The following is a 16,604-nucleotide window of genomic DNA, read 5'->3' as shown; positions in this document are numbered from 1 at the left end:
AAGTCGCGAAGGATGCTATGGAAGATGTCCTTCGCGACTTACGTCGCTCCTACGATAGTTGGTGTTCCAGTTCGTTGCCCCATGCCGTTAGCTGATCCAGCAGGATCTGCTTGGCGCCGTCTGTCGCATACTGCAGACGCAGGGTATCGATCTCCTGGTAATAGGATTCGAACGTCACTTCCGACATTCCACTGTCCGCGCATAGCCGTTGCCGACGGTAATGGTTCCAGCGTTCCTGTTCGGGTTGCGTCAAGGTGCCGGGCCAATTCCGTGCGCGGTAGCGGAACAGCAACTCTGGCAGCCGCGGATCGCTGAAGCCGAATTCGCGCTTGTCCAGGTGCTCGGGCGGCGTGGCGCGGACCTCGGCCATCCTGCGTTTGTCGCCATCGGCGATGAAGCCGTCGTAGAGAGCGGCATCGACGTCGGGTTTGTCGTGAGCGCGTTCGCTGCCGAAAACCTGCCGCATCTTCTCGGCGAGTTGCGCCGCGAAAGGACGCAGCCGCTCGGCCACGGCTTCCGCGGCACGCCTGTCGATCCGCAGGCGGGCGAAATCTTCCTCGCGCAGGTGCGGCCATGCGACCAGCGCGGGAGAGCGGTTCAGGTGCACTTCTTTCAGCGGCACGCGCTGCTCGCCGGGCGGAAGATCCGCCGCAGGTGTGTAGAGCCGGTCGGCGATATCTCCGGCGTCGAGACCCAGCAACGCTTCAGGATCGCCATCCAGGTCGAACACGATAACGCGATTGTCGAATCGCGGATGGCGGGCCAGCGGCAGCACGGGCGCAGCGCACATCCGGCTTGCGGGATAGCGCTGGGAGATATGCAGAGCCGGGGTCAGCGCCATGGTATCCAGCAACGTGGCGGCGAAACGCTTGTCGCGAAGTTTCAATGCGTAGTCCCACAAGCGCGGCTGGGCATCGCGGAATTTACGCGCCATGCCTATCGTGGCGTTTACGTCGGACAAGGCCTCATGGGCATCGCCCTCGCGAACGCCATTGGCCGCCGCCAGGTGCTCCAGTTTGAAGGAGGTAGCTCCATCCTCGCGTTCCGGCCAGACGATTCCCTCGGGACGCAGCGCGTGTGCGAGCCGCATCACGTCCAGCATGTCCCACCGACTATTTCCGCCGCGCCATTCGCGTTCGTACGGGTCGTAGAAATTGCGGAACAGTCCGTAACGCACGAACTCGTCGTCGAAACGCAGCGAGTTCCAGCCCAATGTGCAGGTTTCCGGCCGCGACATTTCCTCGGCGATACGGGCGAAGGCTTCCGCTTCGTCCACGCCCTCGCGCAACGCATGCTGAGGGGGGATGCCGGTGATCAGAGTGGCGGTGGGCGAGGGCAGCAGGTCGTCGGCAGGTTTCACGAAGAAGCTGATGGGCTCTTCCACGATATTGAGATCGCTGTCGGTACGCACCGCTGCAAACTGCGCGATGCGGGTGCGGCGCGGGTCGCGGCCAAAAGTCTCCAGATCGTAGAACAGAAAACTTGCGGCCATCAGGCGGCATCCACCAGCACGTCCAAGCGCGCCGTTATCTCGGCATCCACGACTTTCCAATCGACCGCGTCCAGCGAATCTAGCCCGCGTGTGGCGGCGACCAGGATTTCGCGCTGTATTTCGCTGCGGTGCAGTGCGGTCGCGTACGGGATCAGCATGAAAGTGACCATGGTGTAATGCGGCACGAAGCGCCCGGGGTGGCGTTCCTGCAATACGCGTTCCAGTTCCCGCTGCAGCAGGAAATCAGGGTCGTCCACGCGGTCCCGCATCTCCAGGTAGTTCTCGAGCGCCATCTGCTGGATGGCAGAGGCGTTGGGTTTGCGTTCGGCCTCGAAAGCGGCGAAGGCATCGGCGAGGTCCGCATGCTGCTCCAGCTTGCGCGCCAATACCACGCAATCCTCGAAAGCGCAGTTCATGCCTTGCCCATGGAAGGGCACCATGGCGTGTGCGGCATCGCCGAGCAGCACCGCGCGGCCGTCGATATGCCATCTATCCAGATATAGCGTGGCCAGCAGACCAGGCGGATTGCGCTCCCAGTCCTGCTCCAGCCGCGGGATCAACGGTACGGCGTCGGCGAAATCGCGCTCGAACAGCGCCCTGGCTTCGGCTCCGGTGCGCAGCGTCGCGAAACTGGGGTCGCCCTGATTGGGCAGGAACAAGGTGACGGTGAAGGTCTTCTCGTCGTTGGGCAGGGCGATGCACATGTAGTGGCCGCGCGGCCAGATATGCAGCGCATTGGGTTCGATCTTGAACCCGCCGTTGGCATCCGGCGGGATTTCGAGTTCCTTGTAGGAATGATCCAGGAATTCGGTGGTCTCGCCCAGATCGGTCTGCTTCATCATCGCAGCGCGCAGCGACGAACCTGCGCCATCGGCGCCCACCAATGCCTCGAACGCTGTTTCGCTTTCCGAACCATCGCGCTCATCGACGAAACGTGCGCAGCGGGTGTCGAAATCGACGCTCTCGAGCTTGCGGTCGAAATGCAGGCCCGCGCCTGCCTGTTCGGCGAGATCGAGCAACACGATATTGAGATCGCCGCGGTGGATCGACCAGATCACTTCCGAATCGTCGCGTCCATAACGCTGCAGCTGCTGGCGGCCATCCAGGAAATGCACCATGCGGCCGCGCATCATCACCGCCTGTTTCATAACCTCATCGTCGGCATCGGCCTGGCGCAGCGCGTTGCGCCCGCGTTCGGCCAGGGCCAGATTGATGGAGCGGCCGCCCTGGTAGCCTTTTACGCGCGGATCGCCGCGCTTCTCGTAGACGTCCACCCGCCAGCCGCGGCGCGCCAGCAGGATGGCCAGCAATGCGCCGGCAAGGCCGGCGCCGATGAGGGTGATGGATCTGGCGGTCGTATCAGTCAATGCATCCACCTTTCGTCATTCGCAAAATTTCCGCTCGTCATTCCCGCGAAGGCGGGGATTACGGTCCAACAATGCTCGTCAGACACCTCTCCACGACTCCACTTCTTCCACGAACCGGTAGACATCCATGAACTTGTTGTAGAGCGGAGCGGGCGAGATGCGGATCACGTCGGGCTCGCGCCAGTCGCCGACGGTGCCGACGGAGGAAAGGTATTCGAACAGCTCGCGTCCGCGTTCGCGCCCGCCGGCGACGCGCAGCGAAAGCTGGCTGCCGCGACGGGCCGGGTCGGAAGGAGTGACGATCTCCAGGGTCTCGGGAACGCGCGCGTGTATGAGCGCTTCGAGGAAGCCGGTGATTTTCTCCGACTTCGTGCGGATCGCGGTCATGCCACCGGCCTTGTCGAACAGTTCCAGCGAGGCCAGCAGCGGCGCCAGCGCCAGAATGGGCGGATTGCTGAGCTGCCAGCCATCGGCTCCGGGTGTCGGCACGAACCGCGGGCCCATCTGGAAACGGGTTTCCTTTTCATGGCCCCACCAGCCGGCGAAGCGCGGACGGCTGGTGCGCGCATGGCGCTCGTGCACGAAACAACCGCCCACCGCACCCGGGCCGGAGTTCATGTATTTGTAATGGCACCACACCGCGAAATCGGCCTGGCTGTCGTGCAGGTTCACTGGCACGTTGCCGACCGCATGGGCCAGGTCGAAACCCGCCACCGCACCTTGCGCATGGGCGAGGCGTGCGATCTTCTTGAGTTCGAAAGCCTGTCCGGTGCGGTACTGGATGCCCGGCCACAACACCAAAGCAGTGCGCGACCCGTGTTGGCCTATCGCGCGTTCTACGGCCTCCATCGACAAGGTGCCATCGGCCTGGTCGGGCTCGACTTCGATCAAGTGGGTCGCCGGATCGAAACCGTGGAAGCGGATCTGGGATTCGACCGCATGCCGGTCGGAAGGAAAAGCGCCCGCTTCGATGATGATGGCTGCGCGTTCGCTGGTGGGGCGGTAGAAGCTGACCATCATCAGATGCAGGTTGGCGGTCAACGAATTCATCGCCACTACTTCCGAAGGTTGGGCCCCGACCACGCGCGCCAGCGGTTCGCGTACCTGTTCGTGATAGGTCATCCATTGCGCCTGGCCGGTGAAATGGCCTTCCACCGCCTCATGGCTCCACTTGTCCAGCACCTGCAGCACGTGCGCGCGGGCGCCGCGCGGCTGCAGGCCCAGCGAGTTGCCGCAGAAATAGATCTGTTCGCTGTGTTTGTGCTTGGGAATCAGGAATTCGCTGCGCAGAGGGCGCAGCGGATCGGCGGCATCCAGCGCCATGGCGTGAGTGCGTGAAAGCGAGTCGGTCATAAGCCTTTCAATGGAAAGAATGAAGCGCCGTAGAAGCGCCGTAGGAGCGACGTAAGTCGCGATCAGGTTTCACCAGCAAAAATCCATCGCGACTTACGTCGCTCCTACGGGGGGATAGGGGTCATTGGAATCTCGAGGCCGACAGGCCCAGCCATTCCAGCGCTGTGCCGTGGTACAGGCGCGCCTGGCCGGCCCCATCCAGGTTCAGCGCAGCGATGCCTGCGCCCGGTTCCTGTTCGCCCAATGGGAACGGGTAATCGGTACCCAGCATCACCCGATCGGTGCCTACTGTATCCAATAAGTATTGCAGGGCGCGGGGATCGGCTACCCAGGAATCGAAGTAGAGCTGCTTGATGTAGTCGCGCGGGTTGCCGGGGTTGTCGGTGGCCACCAGGTCCGGACGCATATTGAATCCGTGCTCGATACGGCCGATGGTGTAGGGGAAACTGCCGCCGCCATGGGCCAGACAGATCTTCAGCTTCGGCAACCGCTCCAGCACACCGCCGAAGATCAGGCAGCAGGCCGCGCGCGATTGTTCGGCGGGCATGCCCACCAGCCAGGGCAGCCAGTATTTGGGCATGCTTTCGGCGCCCATCATGTCCCAAGGGTGCACCAGTACCGCAGCTTCCAGTTCGGCCGCCGCCTGGAAGAATTCGAAAAGCTCGGGCGCATCCAGATTCAGCTCGCCGATATGGCTGCCGATCTGCACGCCCTGCAGCCCCAACTGGTCCATGCAGCGCTCCAGTTCCTGCACCGCCAGGCGCGGGGACTGCATGGGCACGGTGCCTATGCCCGCGTAGTGGCGCGGGTACTGCCGGCACGCCTCGGCCGTGTGGTCGTTGAGGGCCTGATGCAATTCCAGGGCCTGATTGGGCTTGGCCCAGTAACTGAACATGACCGGCACGGTGCTGAGCACCTGCACCTGCACGCCGAACCGGGCGTAATCGTCGATGCGCACCTGCGGGTCCCAGGTCTTGGGCCAGATTTCGCGGAAGAACTTCCCGTCCTTATAGATGCGCGCCCGCCCGTCGTCGCCGTGATGGATGACCGGGAAACGCTCGTCGTTGTACTTCTTGGCCAGGTCCGGCCATGTGTGCGGCAGGTAGTGGGCGTGGGTGTCGATCTTGAGCATGGCCCAGTTTAGCCGGGCAAGGCGTGGCCTGCCCGGCTCGAACGTCAAAGATGGCCAATCAAGCAAGATTCCTACATTAAAATCGGGTTTGTAGGGCGGGCACTGCCCGCCGCGGCCGCTAGCCTGTGGCAATGCCGAACTACCGTCGTGCCCATGCTCACGGAGCCCGTTACTCGTTCACCGTGGTCACCAAGAACCGGCGACCCATGCTGGCAGGGTCCAATATCGAATTGCTACGCGAGATCGTGGCTAGAGTGCGGGTCGCGCTTCCGTTCCGGATTGACGGTTGGGTGGTCCTGCCTAACCACATGCATGCCATCTGGCATTTACCGGAACATGACTGCAACTATTCGAAACGATTGGGGCTTATCAAGGCAGAATTCTCGAAGGAGAGCAGGCTATCCAGCTGCACTGGAATTAGAGGCGACGCCCGCGTATGGCAGCCTCGATTCTGGGAGCATCTGATTCGTGATGAATCAGATTGGCGCCGTCAGATGGATTATCTGCATTTCAATCCGGTCAAGCACGGCATGGTTGCACGAGTGTGCGATTGGCCGTTCTCCAGCTTCCATAGATTGGTACGCGAAGGGTTCTATGAGAGCGATTGGGGAATCGTTGGCAATCAGCCGGATTCCGGTTTTGGCGAGTGATGACGGATGGAGCGGCGGGCAGTGCCCGCCCTACATCAGCTCAGGTGTCCGGCATTACATAACGGATCGGTGCGGGGTTCAGGTGGCCGCAGTGCTTGCAGGTCCTGTGTTCAACTGAGGAATAGAAGCGATCGAACACTGGCGGGAAGTCTTTTTCTATGTCGTGCAGGTGGAAGTACTCCTCATAGACTTTGTGGTTGCATCGCTCGCAGAACCACAGCAGGCCGTCGTCCTCATGCGCCAGGCGCTTGCGCTCGATCACCAGGCCGATGGAGTCGGGCATGCGTTGCGGCGAGTGCGGGACCCGCGGCGGCAGCAGGAAGATTTCGCCCGCCTTGATGGGAATGTCGCGCACCGCGCTCCCGCCGTCATCGGTATGTTCCTGGATACGCAGGACCATCTCGCCCTCCAACTGGTAGAACCACTCCGGACCTTCGTCCCAGTGGTAGTCGGTGCGCGAATTCGGGCCGCCCACCACCATGACGATGAAATCGCCGGCATAGATCACTTTATTGCCGACAGGCGGCTTCAGCAGGTGGCGGTGTTCCTCGATCCAGGCTTGCAGGTTCAGCGGGCTGGAAAGCATCCGATTACTCCTTGATCGCGGCGACGCACTTGAGCTCGATGGCGATGGGCGTGGGCAGGGCGGTGATGCCCAGCGTGGTCCGGCACGGCGCAGTGGCCGGATCGGGGAAATGTTCGGCCCAGACCTTGTTGTAGGCCTTGAAGTCGTGGCCCATATCGGTGAGGTAGACGGTCACATCCACCAGATCGGCCCATTGCGCGCCGCTGGCCTGCAGCACGGCGCGCACGTTGGCGAATACAGCGCGCGCTTGGGCCTCGATGTCGTATTTGCGCACGCGACCGTCGGCGAAATACTCGTTGCCAGCGATCTCATTGGTCGTCGCATCGCGAGGACCGATGCCGGAAAGGAAAAGCAGGTTGCCCACGCGGCACGCATGCGGATAGCTGCCCACGGGAGCCGGGGCCGAATCCGTGCGCACGACTTCACTCATGCCGGTCGCCCTGCGGCTTCACCGCGGCAACGGCGTTCTGGTATGCGGAAACGAGTTGGTCGGCGTTGTCCACATCGATGCCGAGCTGGCGCACGCGTCCGTCGAACAGGCTGTAGACCCAGCCGTGCACCGAGACCTTCTGTCCGCGTGCCCAGGCGTCCTGCAGCATGGTGGTCTGGCACACGTTGCTGACCTGTTCGATCACGTTGAGCTCGCAAAGACGGGCGTGACGCAGCGAATCGGTTTCCACCTGCTCCAGCAGCGCGGCATGTTTCTGTGCCACATCGCCCACGTGGCGCAGCCAGTTGTCGGCCAGGCCGACGCGGCGATTGGTCAGGCTGGCGTGCACGCCGCTGCAGCCGTAGTGGCCGACGATGAGGATGTGTTCGACCTTGAGCAGGTCCACCGCGAACTGGATGGCGCTCAGGCAGTTCAGGTCGGTATGCACCACCAGATTGGCGATGTTGCGGTGTACGAAGACCTCACCAGGGTCCAGGCCCAGGATCTGGTTGGCCGGCACGCGCGAGTCCGAGCAGCCGATCCACAGGTAACGCGGGGATTGCTGCTGGGACAGGCGCTTGAAGAAGCCAGGATCTTCCTGCTTGATCCGTTCGGCCCATTCCCGGTTGTTGCGCAGCAGGTCGTCGAGTTCGCTCATGCGTCCATTATCCCAGAGCCAGACAGACATTTTTCGCTTCGGTGAAAAAGCGCATCGCCTCGGCCCCGCCTTCGCGGCCCAGCCCGGAAGAACCCACGCCGCCGAACGGCGTGCGCAGGTCGCGCATCAGCCAGGTATTGACCCACACGATGCCTGCGCGCAGCTGTGCGGAAAGCTGGTGCGCGCGATCCAGGTCGCGTGTCCATAGCGACGCGGACAGGCCGTAGTCGCTGGCGTTGGCCAGGACCAGGGCTTCTTCGTCCGTATCGAATGGCTGCAGCGTGACCACGGGGCCGAAGATTTCCTCGCGGTTGCTGACGCAACCCGGTCCCAGCCCTTCGATCACCGTCGGTTCGACGAACCAGCCGGCGCGCTCGATACTGCGGCCGCCGCACAGGAACGTGCCGCCTTCGTCGCGGGCACGCTGCAGGCAGGCCATGACCTTGTCGAAGTGGGCTTGGGAAACGAGCGGACCCAGGTTGGTCCCTTCGGTCGCCGGATCGCCGACCCGCAAGCCGCGTACCCGTTCGACGAATGCATCGCGGAATTCGCCGTAGATCGAACGCTCGATCAGCAGGCGCGACCCGCACAGGCAGATCTGCCCGGAATTCTGGAAAGCGGAGCGGACCAGCGTATCCAGCTGCCGGCGCCAATCGCTGTCGGCGAAGACCAGGGTAGGGTTCTTGCCGCCCAGTTCCAGCGACAGCTTCTTCAGCGAAGTCGTAGTCAGCGCCGCAATGCGCTTGCCGACGGCGGTGCTGCCGGTGAACGAGACCGCGCGCACCTGGGTGTGGGTCACCAACGGTTCGCCGACCTCCGGTCCCAATCCATGGACGATGTTGAGCACGCCTTTGGGAAACCCGATCCCGGCCGCCAATTCGGCCAACATCGTCGCCGTCAGCGGCGTCACTTCGGAAGGCTTGGCGACAACGGTATTGCCGGCCGCCAGGGCAGGGGCGATCTTCCAGGTGAACAGGTACAGCGGCAGGTTCCACGGCGAAATCGTCGCCACCACTCCCAAGGGCGGGCGCAGCGTGTAATTCAGGCCGGCCTCGCCGTGATGCGACTCGCTGGCGAACTGGGTCGCGGCATGGGCGAAGAAGCGCAGGTTGGAGACGGCGCGGGGAATTTCAGCGTCGCGCGCCAAAGCCAGCGGCTTGCCGCCGTCCAGCGATTCGGCGCGGGCGAATTCCTCCGTACGCGATTCGAGCGCCGACGCCAGCTTTTCAAGCCACCCGGCGCGCTCGCTGTTGCGTAGCGCGGACCATGAAGGAAAGGCGCGTGCCGCGGCAGCCATCGCGGCCTCGACATCGCTAGCGTCGCCGCGCGCCACTTGTGCATGGACTTGCGCGGTATTGGGGTCGAATACGTCCAGCCAACCTCCGCTTCGGGGCGGCTGCGCCTGACCGTCGATCCAGTGGTGCAGTTTCTGCATATGCCAAGCTTAACCGCACGGGCGCAGGAGGATGAGCATGGAGGGCGTCGGGGGCGTAGCCCCGACCTACCTAGATGGACTGCATGCGTCCGCCATCCACCGCCAGACTGACGCCATTGATGTAGGCGGCGGCAGGGCTGGCAAGGAAGGCGATGGCTGCGGCGATCTCGCTCGCTTCGGCGAAGCGGCCCACCGGCACGGTCGCCAGCATGGTGGCGGCGATGGCATCGCGCGACTTGCCGGTGGAAGCGGAACGGTCGTCCAGAATCTGCTCCAGCCGCTGCGTGCGGGTGTAGCCCGGCAGTACGTTGTTCACCGTGATCCCGTCGTGGGCGAGCTCACGCGACAGGGTCTTGGCCCAACTCGCCACCGCGCCGCGGATGCTGTTGGACACGCCGAGGTTGACGATGGGTTCCTTCACGGAGGTGGAAATCACGTTGACGATGCGGCCCCATTGCGCGCTCTGCATGCCCGGCAGCACCGCCCGCACCAGCGCCTGGTTGGCGAGCAGATGCCTGTTGAAAGCGTCCAGATAAGCGTCGGCCTCCGCATCGATGGCGCGGCCGCCGGGCGGACCGCCGGTGTTGTTGACCAGGATATGCACCGGATTGGCGGCGGCGAGCGCCTGTACGCGCGCGGCAAGCGCATCGCGTTCGGAGATGTCGGCGGCTATCCAGCCGTGTCGCTGGCCTTCGGCCTTGCGGGGCAGGGAGGACGCCACCGCTTCGAGCGTCTCGGCGCGACGCGCGAGCAGGGTGACGTCCGCACCGAGCAGCGCGAGTTCCAGCGCGGCCGCACGGCCGATGCCTGCCGATGCTCCGCAGACCAGCGCGTGCTTGCCGTTGAGATTCAGGTCCATGCGTTCCTCAGTCGGGTGCGCGGTTTGCCAGCCGCTCTCTCATCAGTTCCGCGATCTCATGCGATTGCGGGTCTTCCAGCCCGGACAATCCCTCTACCGCGCCGCGCACATTGGCCTCAGGATGGTTCTGGCTGAGCTTGAACTTCAGTTCGATCCGTTCGGGCACGAAACGGAACCCCACGATGCCACGCAGCTGGCTGCGAAGCCGCGGATTGTCGTGTTCATAACGCCAATCGCTGCCGACGGCGGTTTCGTGGCGGATGCTCAAGCGGTCGACGATGCTGGCAAGGAAATCCTCTTCGTCGGAAGCCTGCAGCCGGCCGATCAGGTGCGCCACGGCATAGTTCCAGGTGGGCACCCGCGCCGCTTCTTCCTTGTCGGTGTACCAGCCCGGGGAGATGTACGCATGCGGGCCTTGCACGATCATCAGGGCGGGGCCGGAGTGCAGGACCTGCGGGTTGGCTTTGGCCCAGTGGCCTTCGAGTATCACTTGTCCGCCGTCGCGCGAATACAGCACCGGCAGGTGGCTGGCGAAGGGAATGCCTTCGTCGTTGGTGATCAGGGTGACGAAGGGATCGCGCGCAAGCAGCCTGTCCAATTCCAACAGGTCGGTTTCAACGAAGGCCCTGGGCGTGTACATCGGCCCGAATCAGGCCCGCGCGCCCAGCGACTGCACCATCAGGTGGCGCAATGCCGCGTCGTTCTCGGCGCGTGGGGGAGAGACTTCGTCCAGCGAGAAGCCCCTGGCCAGCGCATCGTCTTCGTCCAGACCGTCGAAGGCCACGAATTCGGCGTCGAACAGCGCGGCGCGGGCGGTGTCGTCGCTGTCGTAGGTCAAGGTGTTGCCGTCGCTATCGAAGACTTCCGCAGTGCCCGCTTCGCGCACGCGCAACCGCGCCCACACGAGGGTGCGACCCAGGGACGCCACGTACCATTGGTATTCCACGGTTTCGTTCATGCCATCACCAGGGACAAAAGCCAGAGCGCTGCTGCGCACGCCAAGCCACCAAAAATGACCAGTAGCGAAACCTTCGCCGGTGTCGCCAAACCGGTCAGCGAGCGGTCGTTGGTATCGCGATAGCGCCCGCTCAACAGCCAACCCAATGCGACCGGCTTGAGAAAAGCCCCAGCGCCGAATTCCGCGGCAATGGCTTCATGGCGGTCGCGCACGTGCACCAGGGTCAGTGGCCAGAAAATCACGAACGCGCAGAAACCGGCGATGGCGGTGGCCAGGAAAAGCAGGGCGAAGAACAGGATCACTGGGAATCAAACCTCGTAATTTTCAAGGGCCGTCATCCCAGCGAAAGCTGGGATCCATTTTGACTTTGCCCTTGACTTGCATGCATCTGAAACGCCGTCGCGAAGATCAAGATGGATCCCAGCTTTCGCTGGGATGACGATGCTCTATTTTCTCGGATGCCGGTGACATCAAAACTCCGCATTCCCCGGCGCACGCGGGTAGGGGATCGAATCGCGGATATTGGAAAGTCCGCAGACATAGACCACCAGCCGCTCGAAGCCCAGGCCGAAGCCGGCATGCGGCACCGTACCGTAGCGGCGGAAATCGCGGTACCAGCCGTAATGCGCCGCATCCAGGCCGAACTGCGCCATGCGCGCATCCAGCACGTCCAGACGCTCTTCGCGCTGGCTGCCGCCGATGATCTCGCCGATGCCCGGCGCCAGCACGTCCATCGCGGCCACGGTCTTGCCGTCGTCGTTGAGGCGCATGTAGAAGGCCTTGATGTGCTCGGGGTAGTTGGTCACCACCACCGGCCGGCCCACATGCTGCTCGGTCAGCCAGCGCTCGTGCTCGGTCTGCAGGTCCAGGCCCCATTCCACCGGGAAATCGAACTTCTGCTTGGATTCCTGCAGCAGCTTGATCGCATCGGTGTACTCGATGCGTTCGAACGGCGCGTTGATGAAATCCTCCAGCTTGCTGATCGCGTTCTTGTCCACGCGCTCAGCCAGGAAGGCCAGATCGTCGCCGCGTTCGTCCAGTACCGCACGGAACAGGTACTTGAGGAAAGCCTCGGCCACGCGCGCGTCCTCGGCCAGGTCGGCGAAGGCGATTTCCGGCTCAATCATCCAGAACTCGGCCAGGTGGCGGGTGGTGTTGCTGTTCTCGGCGCGGAAGGTGGGGCCGAAGGTGTAGACCTTGCTCAGCGCCAGACAGTAGGCCTCGACATTGAGCTGGCCGGACACGGTGAGGAAGGTTTCCTTGCCGAAGAAATCGCGGCTGAAATCCACCTCGCCCTTGTCGGTGCGGGGCAGGTTGGCCAGGTCCAGCGTGGACACGCGGAACATCTGGCCGGCGCCCTCGGCGTCGGAGGTGGTAACGATGGGCGTGCTGATCCAGTAGTAGCCGTTCTGGTGGAAGAAGCGGTGCACCGCCTGGGCCAGGCAGTTGCGGATGCGGGTCACCGCGCCGAACAGATTGGTGCGCGGGCGCAGGTGGGCCACTTCGCGCAGGAATTCCAGCGAGTGCGCCTTGGGCTGGATCGGATAGGTTTCCGGATCCTCCACCCAGCCCACCACTTCCAGCGTCGAGGCCTGGATTTCGTAGCTCTGGCCCTGGCCCTGGGAGGCCACCAGCGTGCCCGTGGCGATCACCGCGCAGCCGGCGGTGAGATGCTTCACTTCCGATTCGTAGTTGCCCAGCGCGCTGGGCACGACGACCTGGATCGGCGCGAAGCAGGAGCCGTCGCTGACGTTGACGAAGGACAGGCCGGCCTTGGAATCGCGCCGTGTGCGCACCCAGCCGCGTACCGTGACTTCGCCGCCGGCCGGGATCTTGCCCGCCAGCGCATGTTCGACGCTTACCACCGTCATGACTTGAATCCTTGGGGAACGCAACCATTAATGGAATGCGGAGTTTACCGGAGCAGCGCCCGGAAAGCCCCGTCCGCAGGTCTATGCAAGTCTATAATCGTCGCCAGCAGGAGATCCGATGGCCATCACCCTTACCCCGGTCGCATTCCAGCGCGTGCAGCGTTTCGTTGCCGAGACGGGCGCCCTGGGTCTGCGTTTCGGCGTTACCCGCACCGGTTGCTCCGGCTGGGGCCATGTGGCCGACCTGGCCCGCGACCAGCGCCAGGACGACACCGTGTTCGAACAGGAAGGCGTGAAGATCTTCGTCGATGCCGACAGCCTGTCCCTGGTCGACGGCACCGAGATCGACTTCGGCAAGCAGGGCCTCAGCGAAACCTTCCTGTTCCGCAACCCCAACGCCACCGCCGAATGCGGATGCGGAGAAAGCTTCACCACCGAAGCCGATCTGGCCTGAAGGCACCGCAGTGCGGCGAGTGCGACCAATGGCACTCCCACCGACCTGACCTCTCCGTATTAAGCTCCCGGTTCGCCGAATCCGGAGTGGTCCATGTTCCGTCCCCTGTTGCTGGCAGCGTTGACGCTCGCCGCCGTTCTACCCGCGCACGCGCAAACCAGCGCCCAGAACCCCACGCTCCACAAGCTTTTCGCCGACGAATGGGAGCGAGGCCTGCGCGAAAGCCCCGAGAACGCCAGCTACAACGGCGACCCCCGCTTCAACGACCGCTGGACCGATTTCAGCCTGTCGGCCATCGCTATCCGGCAAGAAGAAGATCGCGCGGCGTTGGAAAAACTGCATGCGATCGACCGCAAGACCCTGTCGGCGGCCGACCAGCTGGATTACGACACTTTCGAATGGAACCTGCAGCGCAGCATCGAGCGGCAGAAATTCCACGAATACCAGCAACCGATCAGCCACCAGGGCGGACCGCAGACCGCGGACGGGATCGCCGAGGTGCTGCCGTTCGCCACCGTCAAGGACTACCAGGATTGGCTGAAGCGCCTGCAGGCGTTGCCCAGGACCCTGGACCAGGTCGTGGTGCTGATGCAGGAAGGCGTGAAGGCGGGCAACCTGCCGCCGCGCGTGCTGATGCAGCGCGTGCCGGCGCAGATTGCGGGGCAGGTGGTGGACGATCCGGCCAAGAGCGCGTTCTACAAGCCGTTCCTCAAGTTCCCGGATTCCATCGCTCAAGCCGACCGGGACAAGCTGCAGGCGGAAGCCAGGCGCGTGATCGCCAGCGACGTCGTTCCGGCCTACCGCAAGCTGCAAACCTATTTCAATGAGGAATACCTGCCCAAGACCCGTGAGTCGATCGCCGCGACCGATCTGCCGGACGGCAAGGCCTATTACGACTTCCTGGCCCGCTACTACACCACCACCGACCTGACCGCCGAGCAGATCCACGCCATCGGCCTGAAAGAAGTCGCGCGCATCCGCGCGGAGATGGAGAAGGTGAAGACGCAGGCTGGCTTCAAGGGCACCTTGGCCGAGTTCTTCGCCTATCTGCGCAGCGACCCCAAGTTCTTCCACAAGACGCCAGATGAGTTGCTGACCGCCTACCGCGCGCTGTCCAAGCGCATCGACCCGGAACTGGTAAAGGTGTTCAAGACCATCCCGCGCCTGCCCTACGGCGTGCGGCCGATCCCGGACAACATCGCCCCCGACACCACCACCGCCTACTACCAGCCGGGCGCTTCGGACGGCACCCGTCCGGGCTACTACTACGTCAACCTGTACAAGCCCGAGGTGCGGCCGACCTGGGAAATGGTGCCGCTGTCCCTGCATGAGGCGGTGCCGGGGCACCATTTCCAGTTCGCGCGGGGCTTGGAGATTCCCGACGCGCCGATGTTCCGCCGGACCGCCTATTTTGTGGCCTACGGGGAAGGCTGGGGCCTGTACGCCGAGCAGTTGGGCTTCGAAATGGGCCTGTACGACGACCCTTACGACCATTTCGGCCAGCTGGTCTACGAAATGTGGCGCGCCGTGCGCCTGGTGGTGGACACCGGCATGCACGCCAAGGGCTGGAGCCGGGAGCGGGCCATCGCCTATTTCAAGGACAACGCGGCCAAGACCGAGCAGGACATCGTCAACGAGATCGACCGCTATATCGGCACCCCCGGCCAGGCCCTGGCCTACAAGATCGGGCAGATGAAGATCTCCGAGCTTCGGACCCGCGCCCAGCGGGAGCTGGGGCCGAAATTCGATCTGCGCGAGTACAACGATGCCGTGCTGGAAACCGGCTCGGTGCCGCTGGAGGCCCTGGAGAAGCACATCGACGCCTGGATAAGCGCCCGGAAGGCGGCAAAATAGCCTTGCTGCTTGCAGCTAAGTCATTGAGCTGACATAATTTCCGGCTTCCTGCGGGCTTGTCCTGCGGGAATCCTTGCCCCACCGCGTCCTTCATTCCCACTCTGGGGACGGTCGGGGGGCTGTCCGGCCGGCCTCCACCAGGGATGCCGGCCATCATCCGAAAGGTATACAACGATGCGTCATTATGAAGTCGTGTTCCTGGTCCACCCCGACCAGAGCGAGCAAGTCCCCGCCATGATCGAGCGTTACAAGACGCTGGTCGAAAACGGCGGCGGCAAGATCCACCGCCTGGAAGACTGGGGCCGCCGTCAGCTGGCTTACCCCATCCAGAACCTGGTCAAGGCCCATTACGTGCTGTTCAACATCGAAGTCGAACAGGCGATCCTGGCCGAACTGACCGAAAGCTTCCGCTTCAACGATGCGGTGCTGCGCCACCTGATCATGAAGCGCGATGAAGCCGACACCGAGATGTCGATCATCATGAAGAGCAAGGACGAGAAGGGCGACAAGCCCGAGCGTGGCGAACGTCGCCGTCGCGATGACGACGAGGGCGAGGCTGTCGAAGCCGCCGTCGATACCGATTCCGACACTGCCGAAGCCGCCTAAGGAGCACCCCCATGTCCAAGTTCTTCCGTCGCCGCAAGTTCTGCAAGTTCACCGCCGAAGGCGTGAAAGAGATCGACTACAAGGATCTCAACACCCTGCGCCAGTACCTGACCGAAACCGGCAAGATCGTCCCCAGCCGCGTGACCGGCACCAAGTCGCGTTACCAGCGCCAGCTGCAGACCGCAGTCAAGCGCGCGCGTTTCCTGGCGCTGATCCCGTACACCGACAGCCACGACAACTGAGTCGTAGCCCGCGAGGAGCCCGCAGCAGTGCGCGGCTCTTCCCGGCAAGGCTTCGCCAACTTCCACTGTCATTCGGACAGCCCACCGCTGCGGGATGAATCCCGCTAACGAATACGGAGCAATACCATGCAACTGATCCTCCTGCAGAAAGTGACCAACCTGGGCGTGCTCGGCGACAAAGTCGACGTGAAGCCGGGCTACGGCCGCAACTACCTGGTGCCGCAGGGCAAGGCCGTGCCGGCCACCGCCGCCAACGTGGCCGAGTTCGAAGCCAAGCGCGCCGAATACGAAGCCAAGGCCAAGTCGATCCATGACCAAGCCGAAGGCCGCCGCGCCAAGCTGGAAGGCGCCAGCGTCACCATCAGCGCCAACGCCGCTACCGAAGGCAAGCTGTTCGGTTCGGTCGGTCCGCGCGACATCGCCGAAGCCTTCACCAAGGCCGGCTACCCGCTGGAGAAGAGCGAAGTCATTCTCGGCGAAGGCGCATTCCGCCACATCGGCGAGTACGACGTGGTGGTGCACCTGCACGCCGACGTCGAGACGACCGTCAAGGTCGTCGTCATCGCCGAAGCGTAAGCTGCTGTTTCAAGCTGCATCCGGGACAGGCGCCGAAAGGCGCCTGTTTCGTTTCCGAAGGTCGCAGCCCCTGAGACTCGA

19 protein-coding genes are annotated in these 16,604 nt (G+C 63.5%); 6 read left to right on the top strand and 13 right to left on the bottom strand.

The features are described 5' to 3' along the window. Positions 1 to 49 precede the first annotated feature (49 nt). The 4 genes from sbcB to CSC73_RS02915 form a co-directional block, all read right to left on the bottom strand. Complete coding sequence (gene sbcB, locus CSC73_RS02930) at positions 50 to 1,492, bottom strand: exodeoxyribonuclease I (protein ID WP_163838920.1); 1,443 nt, start codon at positions 1,490 to 1,492, stop codon at positions 50 to 52. Continuing rightward, entirely contained in the window at positions 1,492 to 2,859 is a 1,368-nt protein-coding gene (locus CSC73_RS02925) for an FAD-dependent oxidoreductase (RefSeq protein ID WP_163838919.1), read from the bottom strand. Before CSC73_RS02925 ends, sbcB begins: the two co-directional genes overlap by 1 nt. 78 nt (positions 2,860 to 2,937) lie before the next feature. Further along, complete coding sequence (gene kynU, locus CSC73_RS02920; RefSeq protein ID WP_163838918.1) at positions 2,938 to 4,212, bottom strand: kynureninase; 1,275 nt, start codon at positions 4,210 to 4,212, stop codon at positions 2,938 to 2,940. 121 nt (positions 4,213 to 4,333) lie between these two features. Further along, positions 4,334 to 5,344, bottom strand: a complete 1,011-nt coding sequence (locus CSC73_RS02915) for an amidohydrolase family protein (RefSeq protein ID WP_163838917.1) — start codon at positions 5,342 to 5,344, stop codon at positions 4,334 to 4,336. Between the two features lie 131 nt (positions 5,345 to 5,475). Between CSC73_RS02915 and CSC73_RS02910 the strand changes: the two genes are divergently transcribed. Next, complete coding sequence (locus tag CSC73_RS02910; protein WP_163838916.1) at positions 5,476 to 5,994, top strand: REP-associated tyrosine transposase; 519 nt, start codon at positions 5,476 to 5,478, stop codon at positions 5,992 to 5,994. A 40-nt stretch (positions 5,995 to 6,034) separates the two neighbouring features. Here the strand turns inward: CSC73_RS02910 and CSC73_RS02905 are convergent, their stop codons facing one another. The 9 genes from CSC73_RS02905 to asnS form a co-directional block, all read right to left on the bottom strand. After that, complete coding sequence (locus CSC73_RS02905) at positions 6,035 to 6,580, bottom strand: 3-hydroxyanthranilate 3,4-dioxygenase (RefSeq protein ID WP_163838915.1); 546 nt, start codon at positions 6,578 to 6,580, stop codon at positions 6,035 to 6,037. 4 nt (positions 6,581 to 6,584) lie between these two features. Then, complete coding sequence (locus CSC73_RS02900) at positions 6,585 to 7,010, bottom strand: RidA family protein (protein ID WP_163838914.1); 426 nt, start codon at positions 7,008 to 7,010, stop codon at positions 6,585 to 6,587. Then, a complete protein-coding gene (can, locus tag CSC73_RS02895; RefSeq protein ID WP_163838913.1) occupies positions 7,003 to 7,668 on the bottom strand; it encodes a carbonate dehydratase in 666 nt (221 codons plus the stop codon). The genes CSC73_RS02900 and can overlap by 8 nt, the downstream gene beginning before the upstream one ends. A gap of 7 nt (positions 7,669 to 7,675) precedes the next feature. Further along, the gene (locus CSC73_RS02890; RefSeq protein ID WP_163838912.1) at positions 7,676 to 9,103 is read right to left on the bottom strand and encodes an aldehyde dehydrogenase; all 1,428 of its coding nucleotides are present in this window, start codon (positions 9,101 to 9,103) and stop codon (positions 7,676 to 7,678) included. Positions 9,104 to 9,173: 70 nt separating this feature from the next. Beyond that, on the bottom strand, positions 9,174 to 9,962 hold the full coding sequence (locus CSC73_RS02885; RefSeq protein WP_163838911.1) for an SDR family oxidoreductase: 789 nt from the start codon (positions 9,960 to 9,962) through the stop codon (positions 9,174 to 9,176). Positions 9,963 to 9,969: 7 nt separating this feature from the next. Continuing rightward, complete coding sequence (locus tag CSC73_RS02880; RefSeq protein WP_163838910.1) at positions 9,970 to 10,602, bottom strand: FMN-binding negative transcriptional regulator; 633 nt, start codon at positions 10,600 to 10,602, stop codon at positions 9,970 to 9,972. A gap of 9 nt (positions 10,603 to 10,611) precedes the next feature. Next, positions 10,612 to 10,920 carry a hypothetical protein gene (locus CSC73_RS02875; protein WP_163838909.1) on the bottom strand — a complete coding sequence of 103 codons (309 nt, stop codon included), beginning with the start codon at positions 10,918 to 10,920 and terminating at the stop codon, positions 10,612 to 10,614. Next, a complete protein-coding gene (locus CSC73_RS02870) occupies positions 10,917 to 11,222 on the bottom strand; it encodes a hypothetical protein (protein ID WP_163838908.1) in 306 nt (101 codons plus the stop codon). The genes CSC73_RS02875 and CSC73_RS02870 overlap by 4 nt, the downstream gene beginning before the upstream one ends. A gap of 168 nt (positions 11,223 to 11,390) precedes the next feature. Continuing rightward, on the bottom strand, positions 11,391 to 12,791 hold the full coding sequence (gene asnS / locus CSC73_RS02865; protein ID WP_163838907.1) for an asparagine--tRNA ligase: 1,401 nt from the start codon (positions 12,789 to 12,791) through the stop codon (positions 11,391 to 11,393). Positions 12,792 to 12,909: 118 nt separating this feature from the next. Between asnS and CSC73_RS02860 the strand changes: the two genes are divergently transcribed. The 5 genes from CSC73_RS02860 to rplI all read left to right on the top strand — a co-directional run bounded on the left by CSC73_RS02860 (position 12,910) and on the right by rplI (position 16,523). Continuing rightward, the gene (locus CSC73_RS02860; protein ID WP_093280059.1) at positions 12,910 to 13,245 is read left to right on the top strand and encodes a HesB/IscA family protein; all 336 of its coding nucleotides are present in this window, start codon (positions 12,910 to 12,912) and stop codon (positions 13,243 to 13,245) included. A gap of 93 nt (positions 13,246 to 13,338) precedes the next feature. Continuing rightward, a complete protein-coding gene (locus CSC73_RS02855; protein WP_163838906.1) occupies positions 13,339 to 15,099 on the top strand; it encodes a DUF885 domain-containing protein in 1,761 nt (586 codons plus the stop codon). Positions 15,100 to 15,273: 174 nt separating this feature from the next. Then, the gene (rpsF, locus tag CSC73_RS02850) at positions 15,274 to 15,705 is read left to right on the top strand and encodes a 30S ribosomal protein S6 (protein ID WP_093280061.1); all 432 of its coding nucleotides are present in this window, start codon (positions 15,274 to 15,276) and stop codon (positions 15,703 to 15,705) included. Positions 15,706 to 15,716: 11 nt separating this feature from the next. Continuing rightward, positions 15,717 to 15,947 carry a 30S ribosomal protein S18 gene (rpsR, locus tag CSC73_RS02845; protein WP_093280062.1) on the top strand — a complete coding sequence of 77 codons (231 nt, stop codon included), beginning with the start codon at positions 15,717 to 15,719 and terminating at the stop codon, positions 15,945 to 15,947. Positions 15,948 to 16,073: 126 nt separating this feature from the next. After that, positions 16,074 to 16,523 carry a 50S ribosomal protein L9 gene (rplI, locus tag CSC73_RS02840; RefSeq protein ID WP_163838905.1) on the top strand — a complete coding sequence of 150 codons (450 nt, stop codon included), beginning with the start codon at positions 16,074 to 16,076 and terminating at the stop codon, positions 16,521 to 16,523. Positions 16,524 to 16,604: the final 81 nt, after the last annotated feature.

Origin of the sequence: Pseudoxanthomonas sacheonensis (assembly GCF_010093305.1) — a bacterium.
Classification (GTDB): domain Bacteria; phylum Pseudomonadota; class Gammaproteobacteria; order Xanthomonadales; family Xanthomonadaceae; genus Pseudoxanthomonas_A; species Pseudoxanthomonas_A sacheonensis.
Note: the sequence above shows the minus strand (reverse complement) of the source record. Positions and strands in the feature narration are given on the sequence as shown.

Coding starts and splice junctions, on each gene's coding strand:
- CSC73_RS02875 (WP_163838909.1), bottom strand. CDS start 10,920: ATGAACGAAACCGTGGAATACCAATGGTACGTGGCGTCCCTGGGTCGC.
- can (WP_163838913.1), bottom strand. CDS start 7,668: ATGAGCGAACTCGACGACCTGCTGCGCAACAACCGGGAATGGGCCGAA.
- rpsF (WP_093280061.1), top strand. CDS start 15,274: ATGCGTCATTATGAAGTCGTGTTCCTGGTCCACCCCGACCAGAGCGAG.
- CSC73_RS02860 (WP_093280059.1), top strand. CDS start 12,910: ATGGCCATCACCCTTACCCCGGTCGCATTCCAGCGCGTGCAGCGTTTC.
- kynU (WP_163838918.1), bottom strand. CDS start 4,212: ATGACCGACTCGCTTTCACGCACTCACGCCATGGCGCTGGATGCCGCC.
- CSC73_RS02910 (WP_163838916.1), top strand. CDS start 5,476: ATGCCGAACTACCGTCGTGCCCATGCTCACGGAGCCCGTTACTCGTTC.
- rplI (WP_163838905.1), top strand. CDS start 16,074: ATGCAACTGATCCTCCTGCAGAAAGTGACCAACCTGGGCGTGCTCGGC.
- CSC73_RS02885 (WP_163838911.1), bottom strand. CDS start 9,962: ATGGACCTGAATCTCAACGGCAAGCACGCGCTGGTCTGCGGAGCATCG.
- CSC73_RS02880 (WP_163838910.1), bottom strand. CDS start 10,602: ATGTACACGCCCAGGGCCTTCGTTGAAACCGACCTGTTGGAATTGGAC.
- CSC73_RS02915 (WP_163838917.1), bottom strand. CDS start 5,344: ATGCTCAAGATCGACACCCACGCCCACTACCTGCCGCACACATGGCCG.
- CSC73_RS02905 (WP_163838915.1), bottom strand. CDS start 6,580: ATGCTTTCCAGCCCGCTGAACCTGCAAGCCTGGATCGAGGAACACCGC.
- CSC73_RS02900 (WP_163838914.1), bottom strand. CDS start 7,010: ATGAGTGAAGTCGTGCGCACGGATTCGGCCCCGGCTCCCGTGGGCAGC.
- asnS (WP_163838907.1), bottom strand. CDS start 12,791: ATGACGGTGGTAAGCGTCGAACATGCGCTGGCGGGCAAGATCCCGGCC.
- CSC73_RS02855 (WP_163838906.1), top strand. CDS start 13,339: ATGTTCCGTCCCCTGTTGCTGGCAGCGTTGACGCTCGCCGCCGTTCTA.
- CSC73_RS02890 (WP_163838912.1), bottom strand. CDS start 9,103: ATGCAGAAACTGCACCACTGGATCGACGGTCAGGCGCAGCCGCCCCGA.
- sbcB (WP_163838920.1), bottom strand. CDS start 1,492: ATGGCCGCAAGTTTTCTGTTCTACGATCTGGAGACTTTTGGCCGCGAC.
- rpsR (WP_093280062.1), top strand. CDS start 15,717: ATGTCCAAGTTCTTCCGTCGCCGCAAGTTCTGCAAGTTCACCGCCGAA.